This is a genomic window from Pauljensenia sp. 20925_1_25, assembly GCF_041433955.1.
Classification (GTDB): Bacteria; Actinomycetota; Actinomycetes; order Actinomycetales; family Actinomycetaceae; genus Pauljensenia.
This window is the reverse complement of the sequence record NZ_JAPWCL010000003.1, coordinates 85,356-108,021: the sequence shown is the minus strand read 5'-3', so window position 1 is coordinate 108,021 and position 22,666 is coordinate 85,356. Positions and strand designations below refer to the sequence as shown.

Annotated in this window: 15 protein-coding genes; 11 read left to right on the top strand and 4 right to left on the bottom strand. The window is 66.6% G+C overall.

What is annotated here, in order from left to right:
- Window positions 1-24: 24 nt before the first annotated feature.
- Window positions 25-2,739 (bottom strand): valine--tRNA ligase, encoded by a 2,715-nt coding sequence (gene valS, locus O3932_RS02705; protein WP_371536020.1) that lies wholly within the window; start codon window positions 2,737-2,739, stop codon window positions 25-27.
- Between the two features lie 225 nt (window positions 2,740-2,964).
- On the opposite strand from valS, the gene O3932_RS02700 reads away from it, so the two are divergent.
- The 6 genes from O3932_RS02700 to O3932_RS02675 all read left to right on the top strand — a co-directional run bounded on the left by O3932_RS02700 (window position 2,965) and on the right by O3932_RS02675 (window position 10,487).
- Complete coding sequence (locus tag O3932_RS02700; protein ID WP_371536018.1) at window positions 2,965-4,320, top strand: M20/M25/M40 family metallo-hydrolase; 1,356 nt, start codon at window positions 2,965-2,967, stop codon at window positions 4,318-4,320.
- A 117-nt stretch (window positions 4,321-4,437) separates the two neighbouring features.
- On the top strand, window positions 4,438-6,024 hold the full coding sequence (locus O3932_RS02695) for an ABC transporter substrate-binding protein (protein ID WP_371536016.1): 1,587 nt from the start codon (window positions 4,438-4,440) through the stop codon (window positions 6,022-6,024).
- A complete protein-coding gene (locus tag O3932_RS02690; protein ID WP_371536013.1) occupies window positions 6,024-6,974 on the top strand; it encodes an ABC transporter permease in 951 nt (316 codons plus the stop codon). Before O3932_RS02695 ends, O3932_RS02690 begins: the two co-directional genes overlap by 1 nt.
- Window positions 6,974-7,831, top strand: coding sequence for an ABC transporter permease (locus O3932_RS02685; protein ID WP_371536010.1), 858 nt, complete (start codon window positions 6,974-6,976; stop codon window positions 7,829-7,831). Before O3932_RS02690 ends, O3932_RS02685 begins: the two co-directional genes overlap by 1 nt.
- The gene (locus O3932_RS02680; RefSeq protein WP_371536007.1) at window positions 7,828-9,384 is read left to right on the top strand and encodes an ABC transporter ATP-binding protein; all 1,557 of its coding nucleotides are present in this window, start codon (window positions 7,828-7,830) and stop codon (window positions 9,382-9,384) included. The genes O3932_RS02685 and O3932_RS02680 overlap by 4 nt, the downstream gene beginning before the upstream one ends.
- Window positions 9,381-10,487 carry a peptidase C39 family protein gene (locus O3932_RS02675; protein ID WP_371536005.1) on the top strand — a complete coding sequence of 369 codons (1,107 nt, stop codon included), beginning with the start codon at window positions 9,381-9,383 and terminating at the stop codon, window positions 10,485-10,487. The genes O3932_RS02680 and O3932_RS02675 overlap by 4 nt, the downstream gene beginning before the upstream one ends.
- 88 nt (window positions 10,488-10,575) lie before the next feature.
- On the opposite strand, the gene O3932_RS02670 is transcribed toward O3932_RS02675, so the two are convergent.
- The 3 genes from O3932_RS02670 to O3932_RS02660 form a co-directional block, all read right to left on the bottom strand.
- Window positions 10,576-11,940, bottom strand: coding sequence for a Na+/H+ antiporter family protein (locus O3932_RS02670; protein ID WP_296504655.1), 1,365 nt, complete (start codon window positions 11,938-11,940; stop codon window positions 10,576-10,578).
- 78 nt (window positions 11,941-12,018) lie between these two features.
- On the bottom strand, window positions 12,019-12,825 hold the full coding sequence (gene proC, locus O3932_RS02665) for a pyrroline-5-carboxylate reductase (RefSeq protein ID WP_009648027.1): 807 nt from the start codon (window positions 12,823-12,825) through the stop codon (window positions 12,019-12,021).
- 162 nt (window positions 12,826-12,987) lie between these two features.
- Complete coding sequence (locus O3932_RS02660) at window positions 12,988-14,985, bottom strand: helicase HerA-like domain-containing protein (RefSeq protein ID WP_371536002.1); 1,998 nt, start codon at window positions 14,983-14,985, stop codon at window positions 12,988-12,990.
- A gap of 236 nt (window positions 14,986-15,221) precedes the next feature.
- On the opposite strand from O3932_RS02660, the gene O3932_RS02655 reads away from it, so the two are divergent.
- From O3932_RS02655 to O3932_RS02635, 5 genes are all read left to right on the top strand, one after another.
- A complete protein-coding gene (locus O3932_RS02655) occupies window positions 15,222-15,995 on the top strand; it encodes an SLBB domain-containing protein (RefSeq protein ID WP_371535999.1) in 774 nt (257 codons plus the stop codon).
- Between the two features lie 140 nt (window positions 15,996-16,135).
- Entirely contained in the window at window positions 16,136-17,674 is a 1,539-nt protein-coding gene (locus O3932_RS02650) for a ComEC/Rec2 family competence protein (RefSeq protein WP_371535996.1), read from the top strand.
- Between the two features lie 201 nt (window positions 17,675-17,875).
- Window positions 17,876-18,853 carry a DNA polymerase III subunit delta gene (gene holA, locus O3932_RS02645; protein WP_371535994.1) on the top strand — a complete coding sequence of 326 codons (978 nt, stop codon included), beginning with the start codon at window positions 17,876-17,878 and terminating at the stop codon, window positions 18,851-18,853.
- 54 nt (window positions 18,854-18,907) lie between these two features.
- Complete coding sequence (locus O3932_RS02640; protein ID WP_371535992.1) at window positions 18,908-20,656, top strand: ABC transporter ATP-binding protein; 1,749 nt, start codon at window positions 18,908-18,910, stop codon at window positions 20,654-20,656.
- Window position 20,657: 1 nt separating this feature from the next.
- Entirely contained in the window at window positions 20,658-22,589 is a 1,932-nt protein-coding gene (locus tag O3932_RS02635) for an ABC transporter ATP-binding protein (RefSeq protein WP_371535990.1), read from the top strand.
- Window positions 22,590-22,666: the final 77 nt, after the last annotated feature.

The following is a 22,666-nucleotide window of genomic DNA, read 5'->3' as shown; positions in this document are numbered from 1 at the left end:
CGGCCCCCACAGCCAGCTTAAGCGTCAGGCCTTCTTGCGCTTGGCCGGAGCCTCGCCCAGCTCGAAGGACTCGACAACAGCCTCGGTGGCCTCAGCGTCGTTGGAGGCAGCCACGGTCAGGGCGCCCACGGCCTTCGACGCGGCCTCCAGGTCGCCCTTCACGGACTCCAGAGCCTCCACCTGAGCCTGCGGGGCGCGCACCGTCACCGCCAGGAACGGCGTACGCGGCGACACCTTCGCCTCAGACTTCACGCGACGCAGCGCGATCAGCGCAGAGGACGCGGCCTCGAGCACCGAGGGATCGCCCTCGACGCCAGCCAGGTCGGACGCGACCGGCCACGGCGCGACGTGCACGCTGCCCTCGCGGTACCAGCTCCACACCTCTTCCGTCACGTACGGCAGGTAGGGGGCCAGCAGACGCACAACGTTATCAATAACGATCGCCAGAGCCGCACGGGCAGACGCGGCCGAAGCCTCGTCCCACGCGCCATCACGGTTGTAGGCGCGCTCCTTGACCAGCTCCAGGTAGTCGTCGCAGAACGTCCAGAAGAACGACTCCGTGACCTCCAGCGCGCGAGAGTGCTCGTAGGACGCCAGAGCAGCCGAGGCCTCGTCGATGACGGAGGCCAGTGCCGCCAGCACCGAACGATCCAGCGGCACCGTCACCAGCGCCGGATCCAGATCGATCGCCGCGCCCTCGCCGCCCATCGTGAGCGCAAACTTCGACGCGTTCAGCACCTTGATCGCCAGGCGGCGACCAATCTTCATCTGCTGCTCGTCGAACGCCGCATCCAGGCCCAGGCGAGCCGACGCCGCCCAGTAACGCACGGCATCCGACCCGTACTTCTCCAGGATGCCCATGGGGGTCACGACGTTGCCCTTGGACTTGGACATCTTCTTGTGGTCCGAATCCAGGATCCAGCCCGACAGGCCCGCGTGCTTCCACGGCAGCGCGCCGAACTCCAGGTCCGCGCGCACCACGGTCGAGAACAGCCACGTACGAATGATGTCCTGGCCCTGCGGGCGCAGATCCATAGGGTACGTGCGAGCGAACAGGTCCTCGTCATCCAGCCAGCCACAGGCCAGCTGCGGGGACAGCGACGACGTCGCCCACGTGTCCATGATGTCCAGCTCGCCCACGAAGCCGCCGGCCACGCCGCGCTGATCCTCCGTGTAACCCTCCGGCACGTCCGTCGACGGATCGACCGGCAGAGCGGCCTCAGAGGGGGTGATGATGTCGTCGTAGTTGACCTGGCCGTCCGCGTCCACGCGGTACCACAGCGGGAACGGCACGCCGAAGAAGCGCTGACGGGAGACCAGCCAGTCGCCCTTCAGGCCCTTCACCCAGTTCTCGTAGCGCACGCGCATGAAGTCGGGGTGGAACTCCAGCTCGCGGCCGCGACCGATCAGTTCCTCGTTCAGGTCCTTGCCCGAGGCCGGGTTCGTCCACGCGCGGCCACCGTTACGGATGTACCACTGGCGCGAGGTGACGATCTCGAGGGGCTTGTCGCCCTTCTCGAAGAAGTTGGTCTGACGCATCGTCTTGGTCGGCTCGCCCTTCAGCTCGCCCGACTCGCGCAGGGCGGCCACCACGGCCTCGCGCGCGGAGAACGTCGTCTTACCGGTGATCTCCTCGAAAGCCGCGCGGCCCGCATCGGTCGTGATCCACTCGGGGGTCTCGGTGATGATGCGGCCGTCCTTGCGCAGGATCGCGCGCAGCGGCAGCTCCAGGTCACGCCACCAGTCGATGTCGGTCGTGTCGCCGAAGGCACAACACATGGCGATGCCCGCACCCTTGTCCATCTCGGCCTCGGGGTGGGGCAGGATCGGCACCTCGACGCCGTACACGGGGGAGGCGACCGTCGTGCCGAACAGCGGCTTGTAGCGCTCGTCGTCCGGGTGGGCGATCAGGGCCACGCAGGCGGCCAGCAGCTCGGGACGCGTCGTCTCGATGCACACGTCCACGCCGTCCTCGACGGGCGCGCCGGCGGCGGCAGCCTTCGCGGCGGCCTCGGCGTCGGTGATGTGGAAGGCCAGGCGGTGGTAGAAGCCCGGGTACTCGCGGCTCTCCAGCTCAGCCTGGGCGACCGCCGTCTGGAAGGTGACGTCCCACAGGCCCGGTGCCTCGGCCTGGTAGGCCTCGCCGCGCGCCAGGTTGCGCAGGAACGCAGCCTGGGCGACCTTACGGGCGCGCGCGCCGATCGTCTGGTAGTTCTGCTTCCAGTCCACGCTCAGGCCCAGGTAGCGCCACAGCGCCTCGAACTGAGCCTCGTCTTCGACGGTGAGGCGCTCGCACAGCTCCACGAAGTTCTTACGCGAAATCGGCTTTTGGTCGCGAGCCTTGATCGACTTGCCGTCGCCGCCCACGTGCGGGGGCTCAAAATCGGGGTCGTAGGGCAGGGTGGCGTCCACGCGCACGCCGAAGTAGTTCTGCACGCGGCGCTCGGTGGGCAGGCCGTTGTCGTCCCACCCCATCGGGTAGAACACGGACTTGCCCATCATGCGCTGGTAGCGGGCCACGACGTCGGTGTGCGTGTAGGAGAAAACATGGCCGATGTGCAGGGAGCCGGACACCGTCGGCGGGGGAGTGTCGATCGAGTACACCTGCTCGCGCGTCGCAGTGCGGTCAAAAGCGTAGGTGCCCTGGTCCTCCCAGGCCTCACCCCACTTCGCTTCGAGGCCTTCGGGGGCGGCGCGGTCGGGCACGCGGGGTGCCTGCGCACGGGTGTTCATGGCCATAATTGAGTTGTCTCCATCCGAGTCGTGGACTGTTTGCCCCACTAGGGTACTTTTGTGCAGGTGCGCGGGTCCAACGCAGCGCCGACGCGTCGGGCGCGGGTTGCTCACACGCTCCGTTACAAAAGTCCCCTGTGCGTCCTCCCCGGGAGAGCGCGAGCGCGCGGGGATACCGTGGGTGTCACACAGGGGAGCCGGGACGAGGCCTCCTCGGGAAAGGGGATCACCGTGAGCACGCAATCGCTGGGCGAGCAGACCGTGGACCTGTTGGCGCGCCTGGTGCGCCTGGGCTGCGTCAATGACCTGACCGCCGATTCGGGCGGGGAGGAGCGCGCCGCCGATCTGCTGGAGGAGTTCTTCGCGGGCCTGCCCGTGTCTATCGAGCGGATCACCCCGCATCCGGGGCGCACGACCCTCGTGGTGACGGTCGAAGGATCGGAACCCAGCAGTGATGGCACGCCGCTCACCCTCGTGGGGCACACGGACGTCGTGCCCGTCGACGAGGCCAAGTGGACGCGCGATCCTTTCGGCGCGCAGATTGAGGACGGCGTCATGTGGGGGCGCGGCACGGTCGACATGCTCCACCTGACCGCCGCGATGGCCGTCGTGACCCGCGAGGTCGCGCGCCGCGCTCAGAAAGGTGAGCCTCCAGCCCGTTCCCTGGCGTTCGTGGCTGCCGCCGACGAGGAAGCGCGAGGAGGACTGGGCGTCCCGTGGATCGGTGAAAACCGGCCGGACGCCTTCCCGTGGGACGCGGCCCTCTCCGAGATGGGCGGTGCCCACATTCGCGGGCGTAGGGGAGGCGACAGCGTCGTCGTGGTCCTCGGCGAAAAGGGTGCCGCCCAGCGCCGCCTGCACATCCGCGGCGACGCGGGCCACGGCTCGGTGCCGCTGGGCCGCACGAGCGCCGTTGAGCGGCTCGCCCAGGTGAGCGCGGCGCTGTCCGCCGCCCGCTGGCCCACCGCCACGGACGAGGTCTGGGCTGGGTTTGTGCGCGCCTTCGAGTTCGAGGAAGCGACCGAAACAAGTCTCATCAACGGCACCTACGAGGGCGACTACGCCGAGTTCGGGGACCTGGCGGCCTTCGCGCACGCCGTTTCCCACGTGACTGTTGCCCAGACGGTCGCCCACTCGGGCGGACCCATCAACGTCATGCCCTCCCACGCCACCCTCGAGCTGGATATCCGTACACTGCCAGGCGTCGACGATGACGACGTGGACGCCGCTATCGTGGCGGCCCTCGGCGACCTCGCGGACCACGTGCATATCGAGCGCCTCCTCAGTGAACCCGCCACGGCCTCGTCGACCGACACCGACCTGTACCGGGCGATCAAGGCAGTGCTGAGGCGTCGATACCCGGGTGCGCGCGTCGTCCCCGTCCTCATGCCCGGTGGGACCGACCTGCGCGTGGCCCGCAGGCACGGCGGCATCGGATACGGCTTCGGTGCCTACGACAGCGGGGCCAGCCTGGGGCACGTCTACGCCCAGCTCCATGCCCACGACGAACACATTGCGCTCGCGGACGTGCGCGCGACCGCCGAGGTGCTGCACGACATCGTCACGCAGTACCTGACACATAGATGACAAGTAATCAACCACTGTTACAAATGGTCGCCTGACGAGGATCTTTCTCCAAAGACTTCTCCGGTGCATACGGTAGGTGTCGGCACTCCCGCCGCTACTAGACACAAGGAGACACCGATGCACATCGCACGCATCCCACGAACAGCAGCTGCCCTCGCCTCCGTCGCTGCCATGATGTGTGCGACCCTTGCGGCCTGCGCGCCGTCGGGAGGAGCGGCCCACTCGGCTTCCCGCGAGGGAACCATCGCAGTCGGCCTGCCCGGATCCCTGTCCACCCTGGACACCGCGCACGAAACCGGCATCATCAACTACTACGTCGCGCAGGTCGTCTCCGAAGGGCTGCTCGCCGTGGATAAGAACGGCCAGCTGGTCCCCGCGATCGCCTCCTCGTACCACACGGACGACGCTCAGACGTGGGTCTTCGACATACGCCCCGACGCTCTCTTCCAGGACGGCAACCCCGTCACTATCGACGACGTTCTCTTCTCCATCGACATCGCCAAGGACCCCGACAAGTCCCCGTCGTCGGCCAGCTACTGGCCCGCGGGCGTGCAGGCCGCCGGGAGCGGTGACAACCAGATCACGATCACCCTGCCCGCTCCCGCCGTTAACTTCGGGTGGACGGTCACCGCGAACGGCGGCCTATGGATCACCGAGAAATCCTTCTACGAGGCGGCCGCCTCCTACGGGTCCTCGGCCGACCTCATCATGGGGACAGGCCCCTACAAGGCCGTCTCCTTCCAGCCAGACTCCAAGGCTGTGTTCACAAAGAGCGGCACTTGGTGGGGCGGAGACACCCCCGCCCAGACCATCGAGTTCGACTTCTTCTCGGATGAGAACGCGCGCCTGCTCGCACATAAGAGCGGGCAGATCGACATCGCTACTCAGGTGCCCACCGACCAGGTCTCGCAATTCCAGGGCATAGACGGCGTGAACGTCCTGACCGAATCCGACCGCTCCTACGTGGGCCTCACCTTCGACCAGAACATCGCTCCCTTCGACGACATCCACGTACGCAAGGCCATCGCCCACGCCGTCGACCGCGACACCATCGTCTCCTCGATCCTCAAGGGGCAGGCGAGCGTCGCCACGGGTATCGAGCCGCCGGACCAGCTGGGCAGCGAGATCGGCGAACAGGCGGCCGCGGACGCGCAGGCGGGCCTGCCCATTGACTCCTTCGACCTCGACGCGGCGCGCGCCGAACTCGCCCAGTCCACGGTCCCCGGCGGTTTCAGCGCCGAACTCACCTACCCGTCCTCCATCCCGGACCTGGGCTCCACGGCGCTGGCGATTGCCGACAACCTCAAGCAGATCGGCGTCAACCTGACCGTTACCTCCAAGCCCATCGAAGAATGGATCTCCGAGGTCGGCAGCGGCACCTACGGCCTGTCCTTCATGAGCTACACCTCCACGACGGGTGACCCGGGCGAGGTGGCCGGCTGGCTGCTGGGGCCCGACAACCCGGCGCGCTACGAGAACGCGCAGGTCCAGGCCCTCATCGCCTCACAGGCCACCCAGACCGACCCGAGCGCGCGCGTCACCGACATCGTCGAAGCCGAACGCATCGCACAGGACAACACGATCTACTCGCCGATCTGGTGGGGAAAGACTTCGACCGCCTTCTCCTCGCGCGTCACCCCAACGCAGTACACGCCCTACTTCTTCAACACCCCGTGGGCGGCCTCTCTGGAGCTGACGCGTTAATGCTGCGTTACATCCTGCGCCGTCTCGCCGGGGCGGTGGTGGTGATGCTTGCCCTGTCCTTCCTGGTCTTTTCCCTCCTGTACCTGGTACCCGGAGATCCCGTGAAGATCCTGGTGGGCACGCGCCGCCTCACCCCCGAAGTCCGCCAGGCCGTGACCGCGCGCTACGGCCTCGACGAACCTCTTCTCCTGCGCTACTGGCATTGGCTGACTCGCGCGCTCACCGGCGACTTCGGGGACTCGGTGCGATCAGCGACCCCCGTCACGGATGTCCTCGCCTCCCGCGTCTCCCTCACCGCGTGGCTCACCATCGGAGCGTTCCTCCTGGCGGTCGCCGTCGGTATCCCCTTGGGAATCCTCGCCGCGCGACGCAAAGGAACGTGGGTCGACCGCACTATCGTCGGCTGGTCCGTCGTCGGCGTGTCCGCACCCGGCTTCGCCCTCGGACTCGTCCTCCTCTATGTTTTCGGACTCATGCTCGGCTGGTTCCCCGTTTTCGGCGAAGGCACCGGCCTGGCCGACACCCTCTGGCATCTCACCCTGCCCGCCATCGCCCTGGCCACCGGCATCGGTGCCATGCTCGTGCGCATCACACGCGCAGCCGTCGGCGCAGAACTGAGCCAAGACTACGTGACCTTCGCGCGCTCGCGGGGTGTGCCGAGCCGCCGGATCACGGCCATGTACGTGCGGGGAGCAGCCCTGCCGATCCTGACCTCCGGCGGCCTGATCCTCGGGACGCTGTTCGGCTCGACGGTCCTGGTCGAGGAGGCGTTCTCCCTGCCCGGCCTCGGCCAACTGCTCGCCGACTCCATCACCTACAAGGATGTGCCCGTCGTGCAGGCGATTGCGCTGCTCGTCGCGGTCGTCATCATTGCCGTGACGCTGATCGTTGACGTTGCCGCGTTCGCCGTCGATCCGCGTCAGGCGGTGGGCGAGGGGAGGGGAGCGTGATGGTGGTGTCGTTGTCTCCTCGCGCCCTGGGACGAGGTCTGGGCTCGGTTGCGCGCCGCGTCCCCGGTTCCGTGGTCCTCTCCGTGGCGTTTCTTGGCTTGGTGGCCATGTGCGTCCTCTTCTCTTCGGTGTTGGTGCCCGGCGCGTTGGACCAACACGTCGCGCTGGGCGTCACCCCGGCGGGAACGCCCGGCCACCTGCTGGGCACAGACAAGGTGGGGCGCGACGTCCTCGCCCTGACGGTTGCGGGCGCGCGCTCGGCGGTCTTCGGTCCTCTCGTCATCGCGGCGGGGTCTATGGCGGCCGGTCTGGTTTTCGGAATGAGCGCCGCGTGGTGGGGTGGGGCCTGGGATGCATGCGTGTCTCGCTCCTGCGAGGTGCTGCTCTCGCTTCCCGTCACGCTCCTCGCGATCGTCGTCGCGGGCGTGATTGGCGGCAGCTACTGGGTGACGGTCGGCGTCCTCATCGTGCTTTTCGCGCCCTCGGACATCCGCATGATTCGCGCGGCGACACTCGCGCAGAAGCCGCAGCCCTACATTGAAGCGACGCGGGTACTGGGCCTGTCCGGTCCCCGTATTCTCGGCGTCCACGTCCTGCCCAATATCACGCCGATTGTGTGGGCGAACCTCTTCGTCAACGTCGCCTTCGCGCTCGTGTCCCTGTCCGGCCTGTCCTACCTTGGCCTGGGCGTCGGGGCGCAAGACGCCGACTGGGGGCGACAGCTGGCCGACGGGCGCGCAATCCTCGCCCAGAACCCAGCCGCCGCGGTGGCTTCCGGCCTCGCCATCATCATCACAGCCACGGCGATCAACATCGCAGGCGATTGGGTCGCCGAACGACAGGAGGGTGAGCGATGAGCCAGCCTCTGTCCGATTCTCCCAGCCACGGCCTCGTCGCCTCCCACGTGAGCGTGACCGACCGCGCTGGACGCGTGATCGTCGACGACGTGAGCGTGCACGCGCGCCCCGGGCGCACCCTCGTCATTGTGGGCGAATCAGGCGCGGGCAAATCGATGCTCGCGCGCACGCTGTGTGCACTGACGCCATCCGCGCTATCCGCCAGCGGAACGGTATCGTTGGGTGGAGAAGACTACGATCTGGCGACCGATCAGGGACGCTTGAAGAAGCAGCGTGGGGGCGGCATCGTCTGGCTCCCGCAAGACCCCTTCACCTCGCTCGCTCCGACCATACGCTGCGCCAAGCAGGTGACGGCTGCCCGCACGGGCAGGCGCTCCGAGCGCGCCCAGCGTTCACGTGCGCTACTCGCAGAGGTTGGCCTCGACGCGCGCGTCGCCCGCTCCTACCCGCACGAGCTGTCGGGCGGCATGCGTCAACGCGTCGCCATCGCGGCCGCCCTCGACTCCGAGCCGGGGGTGCTCATCGCCGACGAGCCGACGACCGCCCTGGACGTCACGACGCAGCGCGACATCCTGACGCTGCTGACGCGCCTGCGCGACGACCTCGGCATGACGCTCGTGCTGGTCACCCACGACCTGGCGCTCGCGCGGCAGTTCGGCGACGACGTCATCGTCATGAAAGACGGCCAGATCGTCGAAGAGGGACCAATCAACGAGGTGCTGGTGTCGTCGCGCCACGAGTACACGAAACGACTGGCTGACGCGGAGCCGCGGATCGATGGACCCAGCCCGCGCGCGGGGCACGAGCCTCACGTGGGCGCAGACGTGGTTGTCGAGGTGCGAGACCTGACCAAGGTGTTCCGCTCACGCAAGGACACCCGCGTCGCCCTCAGGGACGTCTCCCTCAACGTCGCGCAGAGAGAATCTATCGGCATCGTCGGAGAATCCGGCTCGGGCAAGACGACGCTCGCGCGCATCATCGTGGGGCTGGAACACGCCGATTCGGGCACCGTGCGCGTGAACGCCCAGGCCGAACGAGGCCCCGCAGTCGGCATCGTCTTCCAAAACCCCTACTCGGCCCTCAACCCTGCGCGCACCATCGGCCAGACACTCGCCGAGGCAGCCGCCGTCGCCGGTCGACCGGCCAGCGATGTTCCCGACCTGCTCGCCGCCGTCGACCTACCCGCCGAGTACGCGAAGCGCCGCCCTGCCCGCCTGTCGGGCGGGGAACGCCAGCGTGTGGCAATCGCGCGCGCTCTCGCCACGCGCCCGCGCGTCCTCATCGCCGACGAGGCCGTCTCTGCCCTCGACGTCTCCGTGCAGGCTTCCGTCCTCAAGCTACTCACGCGCCTGCAAGCCGAGCAAGGCTTCGCCCTGCTCTTCATCACGCACGACCTGGCGGTCGCCCGAGCCATGTGCGACCGCCTCGTCGTCATGAAAGACGGGGTGGTCGTCGAACAAGGACGCACAGAAGAGATCCTGCGCCATCCCACGAAGGAATACACGGCCGACCTGCTCGCCGCCGTGCCCGGCCGTCAGGCGCAGTCGGCATGAGCGCTCGCCACAGTATCGAAGCAACGCCGATCACACCCGGGGACGGCGCGCGCGACCAACTACTCGCCCTCGGCGTGCCCGACCACGACGCACAGCTCGGGGCCATGATGGGCCCCGCGGTGTCGGCCACACTGTGGACCTACAGGGGCCACGCGCTACTCGAAACCCACCGGGCCACGTCCGCACACCGAACAATCAGCGCAACATGCCTCCTGCACGAGGCAGCAACGACAACCGAGAACGATACGCATACACCGCGCTGGGAGACTCTCATCCAGGCGGTCATCGACTCAGCGCCGAACGCCCCGCTGATCAAGGCCGTGTCACGCGAGACGGACTCCCGCTGGGAGGCCGCGCTGCGCTCGCGGGGCTTCGCACCCGCTGGCCTCGTCGGCTCTCCGCTGTCCATCGAGGAACACTCTGATCACGGTCACGCGCTCGTACGAGCCTGGCTGCGATGGAACGGCCCGGGCGTGCCTATTCCCGCCTATGTTCGCCAGAAAACCGAGTTCACATGCGGACCTGCGAGCGCCCTCATGGCCCTCGCGCACGCCCGCGGTGCCGTTCCCGCCCAGGTCAGCCACGGCCTCGTCGAAGAGATGGATCTGTGGCGCGAGGCCACGTATTCGCTCGGCGTGGGACCCTACGGGCTGGCGTCCTCCCTGGCCAGGCGCGGTCTGGCGGTCGAAGTCCTCGTGACGCACGACGGTCCCGTCGTTGGGCTGACGCGTGCACATGCTGCGTCGCCTGCTGTGCGTCGGGCGATCCACGACCAGCATGTGGGCGAAGCACGCGGCCTCGGGGTGCGTGACCGCATCGGACCCGCCAGCCTCGAGGACCTGCGCGGGGCGTTGGCGAGCGGCAAACGCGCGATCATGCTGGTCGACTTGGAGAACCTGAACGGGGAGCCGACCCCACACTGGGTGTACGTGTGGGGGATCGTCGGCGACTGCGCGCTGGTCCACGACCCGTGGAACGATGAGCACCTCGGCGAGACATGGGTGGAAACCTGGGCGGAGGCACTCACGCTGGAACAACTCTGGGAATCCGCCCAGTGGGAGGAAACCGCGCGGGCCAGGGCGTGCATACTCGTGACGCGCTGACACGTCTGGCCTGGGCACGCAACGAGGCCGAGGCCAGGTCACCTGAACAGTGAACCCGGCCCCGGCCTCGTGAAACGACGTGAAACGATCAGAGAACCATCGCGGCGATCCAGCCGCCGATGAGCAGCGGAATGTTGTAGTGGATGAACTCGGGGATGACCGTGTCTCGCATGTGGTCGTGCTGACCATCCACGTTCAGACCGGCTGTCGGACCCAGCGTCGAGTCGGAGGCAGGGGAACCGGCATCGCCCAACGCGCCCGCCGTGCCGATGATTGCGACCGTGGCGGTGGCGGAGAAGCCCAACGTCACGCACAGGGGCACGTAGATCGCGGAAATAATCGGCAGCGTCGAGAACGAAGAGCCGATGCCCATCGTGATGATCAGACCCACGAGCAGCATGATGACGGCGGCCAGCGCCTTGGAACCGTTGAACATCGCGGAGGTCTGCTCGACGAGGGGTTCGATCTGGCCCGAAGCCTTCAGGACAGCCGCGTAGCCCTGAGCGGTGATCATGATGAGGCCGATGAGGCTCATCATGCGCATGCCGCCAGAGAAGACGTCGTCCGCCTGCTGCCACGGCACGACGCGCATGGCGAGCATGAGGCACAGGCCCACGAGAGCGCCCACGAGGAGCGGGTCGGCCTCGGAGTCCATCTTGGTCAGGACGGCCTGGATGACGAAGCAGGCGACGAGGGCGATGACGGCCGCCCAGACCTTCTTCATGTCGATTGGCTTGTCATCTTGGGAGCTGAACTCGGTCTCGCGCTGCTCGTACTCGCGCGGCTTGCGGTAGGAGACCAGCAGGGCGATAGCGCAGCCCACGGCCATCGAGGCGGCGGGGATCGCCATGGCAGCCATCGGGTTGACGATGCCTTCGACGGGCAGGCCCGCGTCTTCAATGTTCTTGTAGAGAATGTCGTGCAGGAAGATACGACCGAAGCCGATTGGCACGAACATGTAGGTGGTGACGATGCCGAAGGTGATTGCACAGGCGACCAGGCGGCGGTCCATCTTCAGCTCGTTCATGACTCCGATGAGCGGGGGTACCAGCAGCGGAATGAATGCGATGTGAATCGGGATGAGGTTCTGGCTCATGACGCCCATGACGAGGACGCCGCCGAGGATGCCCCATTTCGCGGAGCGAGCCACGCGCGCGGAGTTAGAGTCGTCAGCGTTGCGCAGCTTAGCGATGATCCAGTTCGCGAGCAGGCGTGGCAGGCCCGAGTGGGCCACCGACATCGCGAACGCGCCGAGCAGGGCGTAGGACAGGGCGATCTTGGCTCCGCCGGCCAGGCCGTCCTGGAAGGCGACCATCGTGCCGGAAATACCCATTCCAGCCACCAGGCCGCCCACCAGCGAGGCGACGAAAAGCGAGATAACGACGTGCACGCGTGCGACGCTGAGGACCAGCATGACGATCACGGAAAGCACGACTGCGTTGAAAAGCAACATGAGTGTTCCTGTGTTGAGGGTGCGCGAAAGCGCCACGTGAGGTGGAGAAAGTAAGCCGCGTCGCGGCAGGTGGTGGTGTCAGCCGAGATGGGAATCGGCGTGGATGGAGGCGTCGACAGCACCTACCAGTGCGTTCGACAAACCACCTTCCTCGGCGGCCAGCAATCCTGCGATTGTGGTGCCGCCGGGGCTCGTCACCCGGTCAATGAGTTGCGCGGGGATTGTGCCCGCCTCGCGCTCAGCGAGGAGCAGCGTGGCGGCTCCCGCCATCGCCTGCGCTGCGATCTCGACGGCGCTGTCCTTAGACAGACCGTACTTGAGGCCCGCGCGGGCGAACGTATCAATAATCTGGAAATACCAGGCCGGAGAGCACGAGGCCAGGGCCTGGAACACAGGGAAATAGTCCTCGTCAATGAGGATGGTTCGACCGACCGAGTTCATGAGGTCGCGCACGGCGTCCACCTGCGCGTCGCTGGTCCGGCAGGCGGTGAGGGCAGTCATGGACTGTCCGACGGTGGCCGCCACGTTCGGCATGACGCGAATGAGGGGGATGCCCGAGCCGAAATCCTGCGTGATCTGGTCGAGGGTGCGCCCGGCGGCCAGGGACACGACGCACGCGTCGGGGCGTCCGACCACGATGGAGTCGATCTCCTTGATAACCGTGCGCTGGTCCTTGGGCTTGACAGCCAGGATGATGATGTCAACCTGGCGTGCCAGGGACGTGTTCGACGATGCGGCGGTCGCGCCCAGCTCGTCGGCCAGGTCGCAGGCCTTAGCAGCCGTGCGGTTAGAGAAGACCAGCGTCGCAGGATCGACACCGGACGCGACGGCACCGCGAGCGATGGCCTGGGCCATGGCTCCCGTTCCGATAAATCCGATGCGCATGAGACTCTCCCTGCGAGTGTTGGTCACTTGCCACGCAGCCTACCCGCATTTTGCCTGCTCTTGGCGTGATGGTCGAACTGTGAGACGAGGCCGGGGCTGGTTTGCGTTGTCGAGCAACCCAGCCCCGGCCTCGTGGGGGAGAAAACGGTGGAAAATCGCGCGTCAGCGCTTGCGCGTGCCGAAGATCGAGCGCGTGATCTCGCGGCCGGCGGTGCGCAGGACGGACCCGAGGACGTTTTCGACCTGGCGGGCGCGACGCTCGGCGGCTCGCTGGCGGGCGGCTTCCTCCTTCTCCTGCTGCTTTTCAACCTGCCGGCGCAGGCGTTCCATTTCCTTTTCTCGGGCGGCCTCTTCCTTGGCGGCGGCCTTCTCCGCTTCCTTGGCGGCCTTCTCGGCAGCCTTTTCGGCTTCCTTGGCCGCCTTTTCCGCTGCCTTCTCAGCCTCCTTGCGGGCCTTTTCTTCTTCCTTGACGGCGGCCTCCTGGGCGGCCGCTTCCTCGCGGGCGGCCTGGGCCTCGGCGGCGCGGCGCTCGAGCTTCTCCTCGGCCGAATCCGGGTTCACGGCGTCTTGGTAGCGGCCCATGATGACGCTCGACTGGTTGATGCGCGCGAGCGTGTCGGCGGAGGCGGGACCCATGACGGAGGCGGGTGCCCAGATGCCGACGGGCGTGACCGGGGTGGGGTTACCCTTCGGGTCCAGGACGGTCACGACGGCCTCGCCGGTGCCCAAGGTGGTCAGGACCTCGTCAAGTTCCAGGGACGTCTTCGGGAAGGTCTGCACGGTCGCCTTGAGCTTCTTGAAGTCATCGGGCGTCGAGGCGCGCAGGCCGTGCTGGACGCGCGAACCGAGCTGGGCGAGCACGTCGGAGGGGATGTCCTTGGGCGTCTGGGTCACGAAGACGACGCCCACGCCCTTGGAGCGGATCAGGCGCACGGTTTGGACGACCTGACGCTCGAACTCCTTGGTGGCGTCCGCGAACAGCAGGTGGGCCTCGTCGAAGAAGAACACCAGCTTGGGGCGCGGCGCGTCGCCGACCTCAGGCAGAGTCGCGAACAGGTTGGCCAGCAGGTACATGATGACGGCGCTGACCAGGGCGGGGCGCGAGGAAATGTCGCCCACGCCCAGCAGGGAGATGATGCCGCGTCCGGTCGAATCCATGCGCATCAGGTCGGCCGTGTCGAAGCCGGGGGCACCGAAGAACTGGCCGCCGCCCTGGGACTCGAGCGCGGTCAGGGCGCGCAGGATGACACCGGCGGTGGCCTTGGAGACGCCGCCGATCGTCGCCAGCTCCTCCTTGCCCTCGTCCGAGGTCAGGAAGGAGATGACAGCGCGCAGGTCCGGCAGGTCCACGAGTTCGAGTCCTTGGCCGTCCGCCCACGCGAAGATCAGCTGCAGGGCCTGCTCCTGCGTCGTGTTCAGGGACAGAGCGCGAGCCAGCAGGATCGGGCCGAAGTCAGAGACCTCGGCGCGCACGGGCACGCCCGGGAACTGCGAATCCGCCCCGCCCAGGCTCAGCAGCTCAATCGGGAAGGACGAGGGTGCCCACGCCTGGCCGTTAGCCGCGGTGCGGGACAGGAGCTTCTCCGAGCTGGCACCGGCCTCGGCCAGGCCCGTCAGGTCACCCTTGACGTCACACAGGAGCACGGAAGAACCCGCCGCCGACAGGCCCTCGGCGAGGAGCTGAAGCGTGCGGGTTTTGCCCGTGCCCGTCGCGCCGGCAACCAGCAGGTGACGGTTGAACATGGGAATCGGCATCGCAGCGCTCACGCCGGGCACGCGTGCTCCTTCCTCGATCAGGGTGCCGATGGTGACCGCAGGGACGTCCCAGGAGTAGGCAGCCTTGATCCCTGAGGCGAACGCGGAGAGGCCGTCGGATACCTCGGACGAGGCCTGGGCCGCCTCACTCGCGGGCACTGACACTTCGGTGGTGGTTTCGGCTGCTTCGACCTGGGAACGCAACGCGTCGGCCGCCGCGCGGGCCACCTCGGCCTCAGCTGTTTCAGCACCCGCGGCGGCAGGGGCATCCGCGGCGGCACCGGCTGCCTCGAGCTGGAGACGCAGCGCCTCTGCCTTCGCGCGGGCTGCCTCGGCCTCAGCCGCCTTCGCGGCGGCTTCAGCTTCGGCGAGGCGCGCCTTGAGATCTTCGATGTTCTCGCTCATGGTGTGGTCTTTCGGCTGTGGGCGCGGTGCGCCACTGTCTGTCGACGTTACCGACACAGTATCCCTTGGGATGACAATCCCATGCGCGCGATAACAGGGGAGAGCGCGTGTGGCTCCGTCCACAGGCAGGCTGCTCGTGTCGCGCATATCCACAGGGGGTTGTTTCGTGTCGCGCCCATCCACAGGCGAAAGCAGGCGGCGCGACACAGGCAAGGCGCTGGACTTAGCGTCGACACATGAACCCTCCACGATGGATCGCACACCGCAGGATGGCAGCCCTGACGAAAGCCGTGTACGACTCAGCGGTCAGCGACGACGATGACCCGCCCGAACCCACCTACGCGCGCCTGCTACCCGGCGGGACGACCGTCGCCGCACTCCTCATCGTCCTCGTCGCCCTCGCAGGCATCGGCGTGTGGAGAAACGCCCGGGCCGCAGACGAAGCACACGCGAGTGAACAAGCCGCCGAGCAATCAGCAGAACGCCAGGCCGAAGAAACCACACGCCAGGACCCAGAGACGGCACCGGAAGGAAACGCGCCCAGCCGCCCCGCCTCCCACGCCTCGCCCGGTCCTCCCGGGCCCGCAGGCCAAGTCATCGTCTACGTCTCCGGAGCCGTCGCCACCCCCGGCGTCCTCACCCTGCCCGCCTCCTCCCGAGTCACCGACGCCATCACCGCCGCAGGAGGCGCCCTAGAAGACGCCGACCTCGACACCATCAACCTGGCCCGCCCCCTCACAGACGGCGAACACATACGCATCTCCCGAATCGGAGAAACACCACCGGCCCCCACGGCAAACGGCGACGCCACCCACCCCGCCTGCGTCCGCCTCGACACCGCCACCGCCACCGACCTACAAACCCTGCCCGGCATCGGCCCAGCCCTCGCCGAACGCATCATCGACTACCGTGCAACCCACCCCCACATCACCTCCGTCGACGCCCTCGACGACGTCCCCGGCATAGGCCCCTCCCTCATCGAAAAAATACGATCAGGCGTCTGCCCATGAACGGACAAAACGAGACAACAAACACCGGAGGAAACACGCGCACCCCCACCCCGCAGGGGCCACACACAGCAACATCCACGACCCCACCACCCGACACCACTCCGCGCGCACCCCACACCACGCACCAAAGCGCCCCACGCATGATCGACCTGCGCCTCCTCACCCCAGCCACCGCCACCTGGGCCACAACCTGGTGGACCACCACCCACCCCGCACCCCACCCCCTCATCGCCGCATGCGCGCTCGCGGCCGCCATCACCGCCACCTCCTACGCCTGGTCCCACAGGCACACACGCCCGCCACGCCACGCCCTCACCCCACCGAGATCCCTCCGCCTCGCAGCCGTCCTCATCCTCGCAGCCACCGCATGCGCGCTCGCGGTCGCCTCCGCTGCGGGACGCGCCTACCGTGATGACCCCGCGCGAATGGACTCCGGGCCGATCCACGCGCGGGTCCGGCTCGAGCGTGACCCGGCCCCGGCCTCGTCCGGTTTTTCGGCGAAGCGTCGAGCGCGCGTGAGGATCCTCGCGGTGAGAGTGGGGGAGCGGTGGCTGGCCTCAGATGCTACCGCCCTGGTGAGTGCCCCGGGGTGGGAGGACGCGGCGCGCGGCGACGTCTACGAGATCTCTGGTAGTCTCGATGCCTCCTTCGCGGCCGCCGCTCCGTCCGTCGGCTCGATCCGAGCCCGGACCTCGATTCTCGCAGAGCGTCCCGGCGGCCTGGACGTCTGGAGACGGGACACACACCGGGCCTTCGCGCGTGCGTGCGAACATCTGGCCAGAGACGCGCGAGGCCTCGTTCCCGGCATGGCGATCGGTGACGATCGCCTGGTGCCCTCCGACCTGTCCGACGCCATGAAAGCCACCTCTCTCACGCACCTGACGGCTGTGTCCGGCTCCCACATCGTTATCATCCTGGCGGCCCTGACCCTGATCCTGCCTGCGCGCGTGCCCCTGCGCGTCGGCGCGACACTCGTGGTGCTGGGGACCATCGTTGTGCTCGTCGGACCGGAGGCCTCCGTCGTGCGCTCCGTGTGCGTCGCGTCGGTCGCGGCTCTTGGCTTGATCCTCGGACGCGAAGGGCAGGCCGTCGCGGCCCTCGGTGCCGTCGTCATCGGGACCCTCCTCATCGACCCGTGGGCTTCCCGATCCTACGGGTTCGCGCTCTCCGCGCTGGCGGCCCTGGCTGTCGTCGGACCCGCGGCTGCCATCGCCAGGAGCACGAAACGACGTATCCGGGGAGACACGCGCATCGGTCGGGTCCTGCGTCGGCTGACCGAAATGGTGTGCGTGCCCGCCCTGGCCGAGTTCGCCACCGCGCCACTCGTCGTGTCCCTGTCGGGATCCGTGCCCGTGTGGGGGATCGCCGCTAACGTCGCCGCCGAGCCTGCGGTGCCCGTGGCCACGCTCGCGGGCCTGGCGGGAGCCATCCTCGCGCCCATCAGCCCCGGGGTCGCCGAATTCTGCGCGCGAGTGGCCTCCTGGGCGACCGGGTGGATCGCAGCCTCCGCACGCTTCTTCGAGGGGATGCCAGGATCGGGCACACAGGTGCCCGGGGGAGCGCGGACCATCCTCTCCCTATACGCGTGCGCGGGATGCGGGTTCGCACTGTGGTGCGTGTGGCGGCGCTGGGTCAGTTCCCTCTCGGACGAGGCCTGGGATCCTCGCGCGGACCCGTGACGATTGCGCGGAATACCGATGCCACGAGAGTGCACGTTCCTTCATCGGTGTCAGTTTCCCGGAGAACCCCTCTGTGCAAACCTTGGCCACAGGCGGTGACACCTGCCACGACTCATGTCCGCCCAGGGCAAAGGCGGACGCAGATGAGCGCCCGCGGTGGCAGACTTAGGGAGTTACCATCGCGTCGAAAGGCAGGAAGACGTGGCAGCACGCGGATCACGCTCGGCGGCACCCGCCCCCATTACGCTGGCCCCCATCGTGTTGATCAAGGGACCCGAGGGCCTTCTCGTCGACCGTGCCCTCGACCGGCTGCGCGCCCTGGCATACGAGGCCGACCCGAACCTGGAGCGCACCGACATCAACGCCGCCACCTACCAGGCAGGACAGATCGACGTCATCGCCTCGCCCTCCCTGTTCGGCGAGTCCCGCATGGTCATCATCCGCGACCTGGAAACGATGAGTGACGCCCTCGCGAACGACCTGATCACCTACGCGGCGGCCCCCGCCCCCGACGTGTGGATGTTCCTGGCCCACCCCGGCGGTAATGCTCGCGGCAAGAAGGTCATCGACGTGATCGCCAAGGCGAAATGGCCCGTGATCCCGGCCGATCCACTCAAAAACGATCGCGATAAGCTGGCGCTCATCGCTTCCGACGTGCGAGCCGCGCACCGACAGATGGACACCGAAGCACAGCAAGCCCTTGTGGACGCGCTCGGTAATGACCCGCGTGCCATGGCCGGTGCCCTCGCCCAGCTGCTCTCCGACGTGAGCGGACGCATTACCCTCGAGGACGTGCGCCGCTACCAGGCCGGACGCGTCGAGGCCACCGGCTACGACGTCGCCGACGCGGCTGTCGCCGGAAACTCAGCCAAGGCCCTCACCCTTACGCGCCACGCCTTTGCCACAGGCATTGCCCCGCAGGTGCTCGTCGCCGCGCTGGCCATGAAGTTCCGCGCCATGGCGAAGGTATCTATCGGTGGCTCTGCGTCCGCCCTCAAAATGGCCCCCTGGCAGGTCGACCGTGCCCGGCGTGAGCTGCGCGGCTGGTCCGACGCCTCGCTGGCTGGGGCCTTCGGCGCCATCGCCACCGCCGATGCCGAAACGAAGGGCGCGTCGCGCGACCCGCAGCGTGCCATCGAAAAAGCAATCATCACTATCTGCAGGCTGCACGGACGCTGAGAAAGCGCCACGGCCTCGTCACCGAGAAGAAGAACGACGGAACTGAGGAGATTCATGAAAACTATTCGAACGTTGATGGGGCGACTGCGGGAGTTTAAGGCTCCCGCGATCCTGACCCCGCTGTTCATCATCGGGGAGGTGATTCTCGAATGTCTGATCCCGCTGACCATGGTCTCGCTGGTTGATGCGCTCGACGGCGTGTCTCTGAGTCCCGTCATGCGCCTGGGACTGATCCTTACCGGACTGGCCTTCGCCTCGCTGGCCTGTGGCATTCTCTCCGCGCGCTTCGCAGCGACCGCCTCGGTGGGACTGGCGAAGAATCTGCGTCAGGATCTGTTCTTTAAAGTGCAGGATTTCTCGTTCGCGGACATCGACCGCTTCTCCACCTCCTCGCTGGTCACACGCATGACGACCGACGTCACGAACGTGCAAAATGCATTCGGCATGATGATCCGTATCGCTGTACGCGTGCCGCTCATGATCATCTTCTCCATCGTCATGGCGTGGCGTATCAACGTCCAGATGGCGCTCATCTTTCTGGGAATGGTGCCGGTGCTTGCCATCATCCTGGCGGCTATCGTGCTCATCGCCTTCCCGATTTTCCGCCGTATCTTCAAGAAGTACGACGCCTTGAACAACTCCGTGCAGGAAAACGTCGCCGCGATCCGCGTGGTCAAGTCCTTCGTCACCGAGGAACACGAGACCACGAAGTTCCGATCAGCTTCGGCCGACGTGCGCAAGGACTTCACCAACGCTGAGAAACTCATCGCGCTCAACAGCCCCGTCATGATGTTCTTCATCTTCGCCGCGATTGTGGCCGTCGACTACGTGGGTGCTTCGATCATTATCAATTCGGGGGCAACCGAGCTGACAAAGGGTGGCCTGACCGCCCTCATCACCTACGGCATCCAGATCCTGTCGCAGATGCTCATGCTCGCCTTCATCTTCGTCATGACGACCATGGCGGCTGAGTCCGCGCATCGTATCGCCGAGGTCCTTAACCACGAGCCGTCGTTGACCTCACCCGAGAACGGTGCGACCGACGTTGCGGATGGTTCCGTCATCTTCGAGAACGTGTCCTTCAAGTACTCCGCCACCGCCGAAGAAAATGCGCTGTCCGATATCAACCTGCGCATCGAATCCGGCTCGACACTCGGCATCGTGGGCGGCACCGGCTCAGCCAAGACCTCGCTCATCCAGCTGATCTGCCGCCTCTACGACGTCTCCGAAGGCTCCGTGACAGTCGGCGGGCGCGACGTGCGCGATTATGACCTGACCTCGCTGCGCGACGCCGTCTCCGTCGTCCTGCAGAAGAACGTCCTCTTCTCCGGCACCATCAAGGACAACATGCGCTGGGGTAACCCCGAGGCCACCGACGAACAGATTGAGCACGCGTGCAAACTTGCCCAGGCAGACGAGTTCATCCAGCAGCTGCCCGGCGGCTACGACTATGTGATCTCCCGCGGCGGCACCAACGTGTCAGGCGGCCAGAAGCAGCGCTTGTGCATCGCCCGCGCGCTCCTAAAGAACCCTAAAATTCTCATCCTGGACGACTCGACCTCCGCGGTGGACACCAGGACCGACACACTGATCCGAGGCGCTTTCGAGACCGAGATCCCGGGCACGACGACGATCATCATCGCTCAGCGCCTATCCTCCGTCGAGCATGCGGACCAGATCATCGTCCTGGACGACGGTCGCATCAAGGAGCGCGGCACCCACGAGGAACTGATGGCAGCGGGCGGAGAATACCGCGAAATCTACGACTCCCAGAACGCCGCGAGCGAAAGCGAGGTGGCCTGACATGGCACGTTCGGTTAACTCCCGCGTGGAGGACTCGGAGAAGCTCGAGGGCATCGAGCGTCCCTTCGGTCGCCTGATGCGCTACGTGTTCCACCACTACCCAGTGCGCATCACCCTGACGGTCGTGTGCATCATCCTGGCCGCCGTGGCCTCGGCCGTCGGATCGATCTTCATGCAGCAGATCGTTGACAACGTCGTGACCCCGGGCCTCGCGAGCGGCTTCGACGCCGTGCGAGGAACACTGGTACGCCTCGTCGTCACGATGGCTATCATTTTCGGCGCAGGCGTCATCGGCAACTACATCTACACCCGCGCCATGGCGATTGTGACGCAGGGGACGCTCAAGCACATGCGAGATGACATGTTCGACTCGATGGAGCGTCTGCCCCTGCGTTTCTTCGATACGCACCCGCACGGCGCGATCATGTCGACCTACACGAACGACACGGATGCGATCCGTCAGCTGATCGGCCAGTCGATCCCGACTCTCATCCAGTCGGGCCTGACGATCATCGTGCTGATCGGCACGATGCTCTACTACTCCGTGTGGCTCTTCCTCGTCGTCCTCGTCGTGGGCGGCCTCATGGCGTTCCTGACTGGCAAGCTCGGCGGACTCTCGGGCCGCTTCATGAAGGCCCAGCAGGCTGCACTGGCGGACGAAGAAGGCTTCATTGAAGAGATGATGGACGGCCAGAAGGTCGTCCAGGTCTTCAACCACGAGCAGGACGCCAAGGACGAGTTCGTCGAGTACAACCAGAAACTCTTCGACTCCTCGCAGAAGGCGAACATCTACGGCAACGTCCTGATGCCTGCCCTGGGCAACATCGGCAACATCATGTACGTCGTGGTCGCTATCGTCGGCGGTGTCATGATCCTGGAACAGACCCCGAACGTGCACCTGTTCGGCATCAACGTCATTACGGTCGGCATCGTCGTGTCCTTCCTGGGTATGGTCCGCAACTTCTCTCAGACCATCGGCCAGATGTCGATGCAGGTTCCCATGATCGCCCTCGGCATGGCGGGCGCAGGCCGCGTGTTCGCGCTCATCGACCAGGCACCTGAGGAGGATCACGGCTACGTGACCCTCGTGCGCGCCCGAGAACTGCCCGACGGCTCGGTCGAACCCACCGAGGAACGCACGGGCATCTGGGCGTGGCGTCACCCCCACAAGGCGGACGGCTCAGTCACCTACACGCGCCTGCGCGGCGAACTCGTCATGGAGGGCGTGGACTTCTCCTACGACGGTAAGAAGGACGTCCTGCACGACATCTCCCTGTGGGCAAAACCTGGCCAGAAGATCGCCTTCGTGGGTGCCACGGGAGCGGGCAAGACAACGATCACGAACCTGATCAACCGCTTCTACGATATTGCCGACGGCAAGATCCGCTACGACGGCATCAACATCAACAAGATCCGCAAGTCGGACCTGCGTCGCTCTCTGGGCGTCGTCCTGCAAGACGTCAAGCTCTTCACGGGCACGGTCATGGAGAACATCCGCTACGGCCGCCTGGACGCCACGGACGAGGAATGCATCGAGGCCGCGAAGCTGGCTAACGCTGATTCTTTCATTCGCCGTCTGCCCGACGGCTACGACACGATGCTGACCGGTAACGGATCGAATCTGTCTCAGGGACAGGCTCAGCTCCTGTCGATTGCCCGCGCGGCCGTGGCCGACCCACCCGCGATGATCTTGGATGAGGCGACCTCCTCAATTGATACGCGTACCGAAGCCCACGTGCAGCAGGGCATGGACAACCTCATGGAGGGGCGCACGGTCTTCGTCATCGCCCACCGCCTCTCGACGGTGCGCAACTCGGACGCGATCATGGTTCTGGACCACGGCCGCATCATCGAGCGCGGCAGCCACGACGATCTGATCGCTCAGAAGGGTGTGTACTACCAGCTTTACACGGGAGCCTTCGAACTCGACTAACGGTCGTCGCTTCGCGCACCCGGCCCCGGCCTCGTTCACATTCACGAGGCTGGGGCTTTGTCGTGCGTACCCGCGCC

Excerpts from the sequence above, each read along its gene's own strand:
- valS (WP_371536020.1), bottom strand. The coding sequence starts at position 2,739 with ATGGCCATGAACACCCGTGCGCAGGCACCCCGCGTGCCCGACCGCGCC.
- O3932_RS02695 (WP_371536016.1), top strand. The coding sequence starts at position 4,438 with ATGCACATCGCACGCATCCCACGAACAGCAGCTGCCCTCGCCTCCGTC.
- O3932_RS02690 (WP_371536013.1), top strand. The coding sequence starts at position 6,024 with ATGCTGCGTTACATCCTGCGCCGTCTCGCCGGGGCGGTGGTGGTGATG.
- O3932_RS02685 (WP_371536010.1), top strand. The coding sequence starts at position 6,974 with ATGGTGGTGTCGTTGTCTCCTCGCGCCCTGGGACGAGGTCTGGGCTCG.
- O3932_RS02680 (WP_371536007.1), top strand. The coding sequence starts at position 7,828 with ATGAGCCAGCCTCTGTCCGATTCTCCCAGCCACGGCCTCGTCGCCTCC.
- O3932_RS02675 (WP_371536005.1), top strand. The coding sequence starts at position 9,381 with ATGAGCGCTCGCCACAGTATCGAAGCAACGCCGATCACACCCGGGGAC.
- O3932_RS02670 (WP_296504655.1), bottom strand. The coding sequence starts at position 11,940 with ATGTTGCTTTTCAACGCAGTCGTGCTTTCCGTGATCGTCATGCTGGTC.
- proC (WP_009648027.1), bottom strand. The coding sequence starts at position 12,825 with ATGCGCATCGGATTTATCGGAACGGGAGCCATGGCCCAGGCCATCGCT.
- O3932_RS02660 (WP_371536002.1), bottom strand. The coding sequence starts at position 14,985 with ATGAGCGAGAACATCGAAGATCTCAAGGCGCGCCTCGCCGAAGCTGAA.
- O3932_RS02655 (WP_371535999.1), top strand. The coding sequence starts at position 15,222 with ATGAACCCTCCACGATGGATCGCACACCGCAGGATGGCAGCCCTGACG.
- O3932_RS02650 (WP_371535996.1), top strand. The coding sequence starts at position 16,136 with ATGATCGACCTGCGCCTCCTCACCCCAGCCACCGCCACCTGGGCCACA.
- O3932_RS02640 (WP_371535992.1), top strand. The coding sequence starts at position 18,908 with ATGAAAACTATTCGAACGTTGATGGGGCGACTGCGGGAGTTTAAGGCT.
- O3932_RS02635 (WP_371535990.1), top strand. The coding sequence starts at position 20,658 with ATGGCACGTTCGGTTAACTCCCGCGTGGAGGACTCGGAGAAGCTCGAG.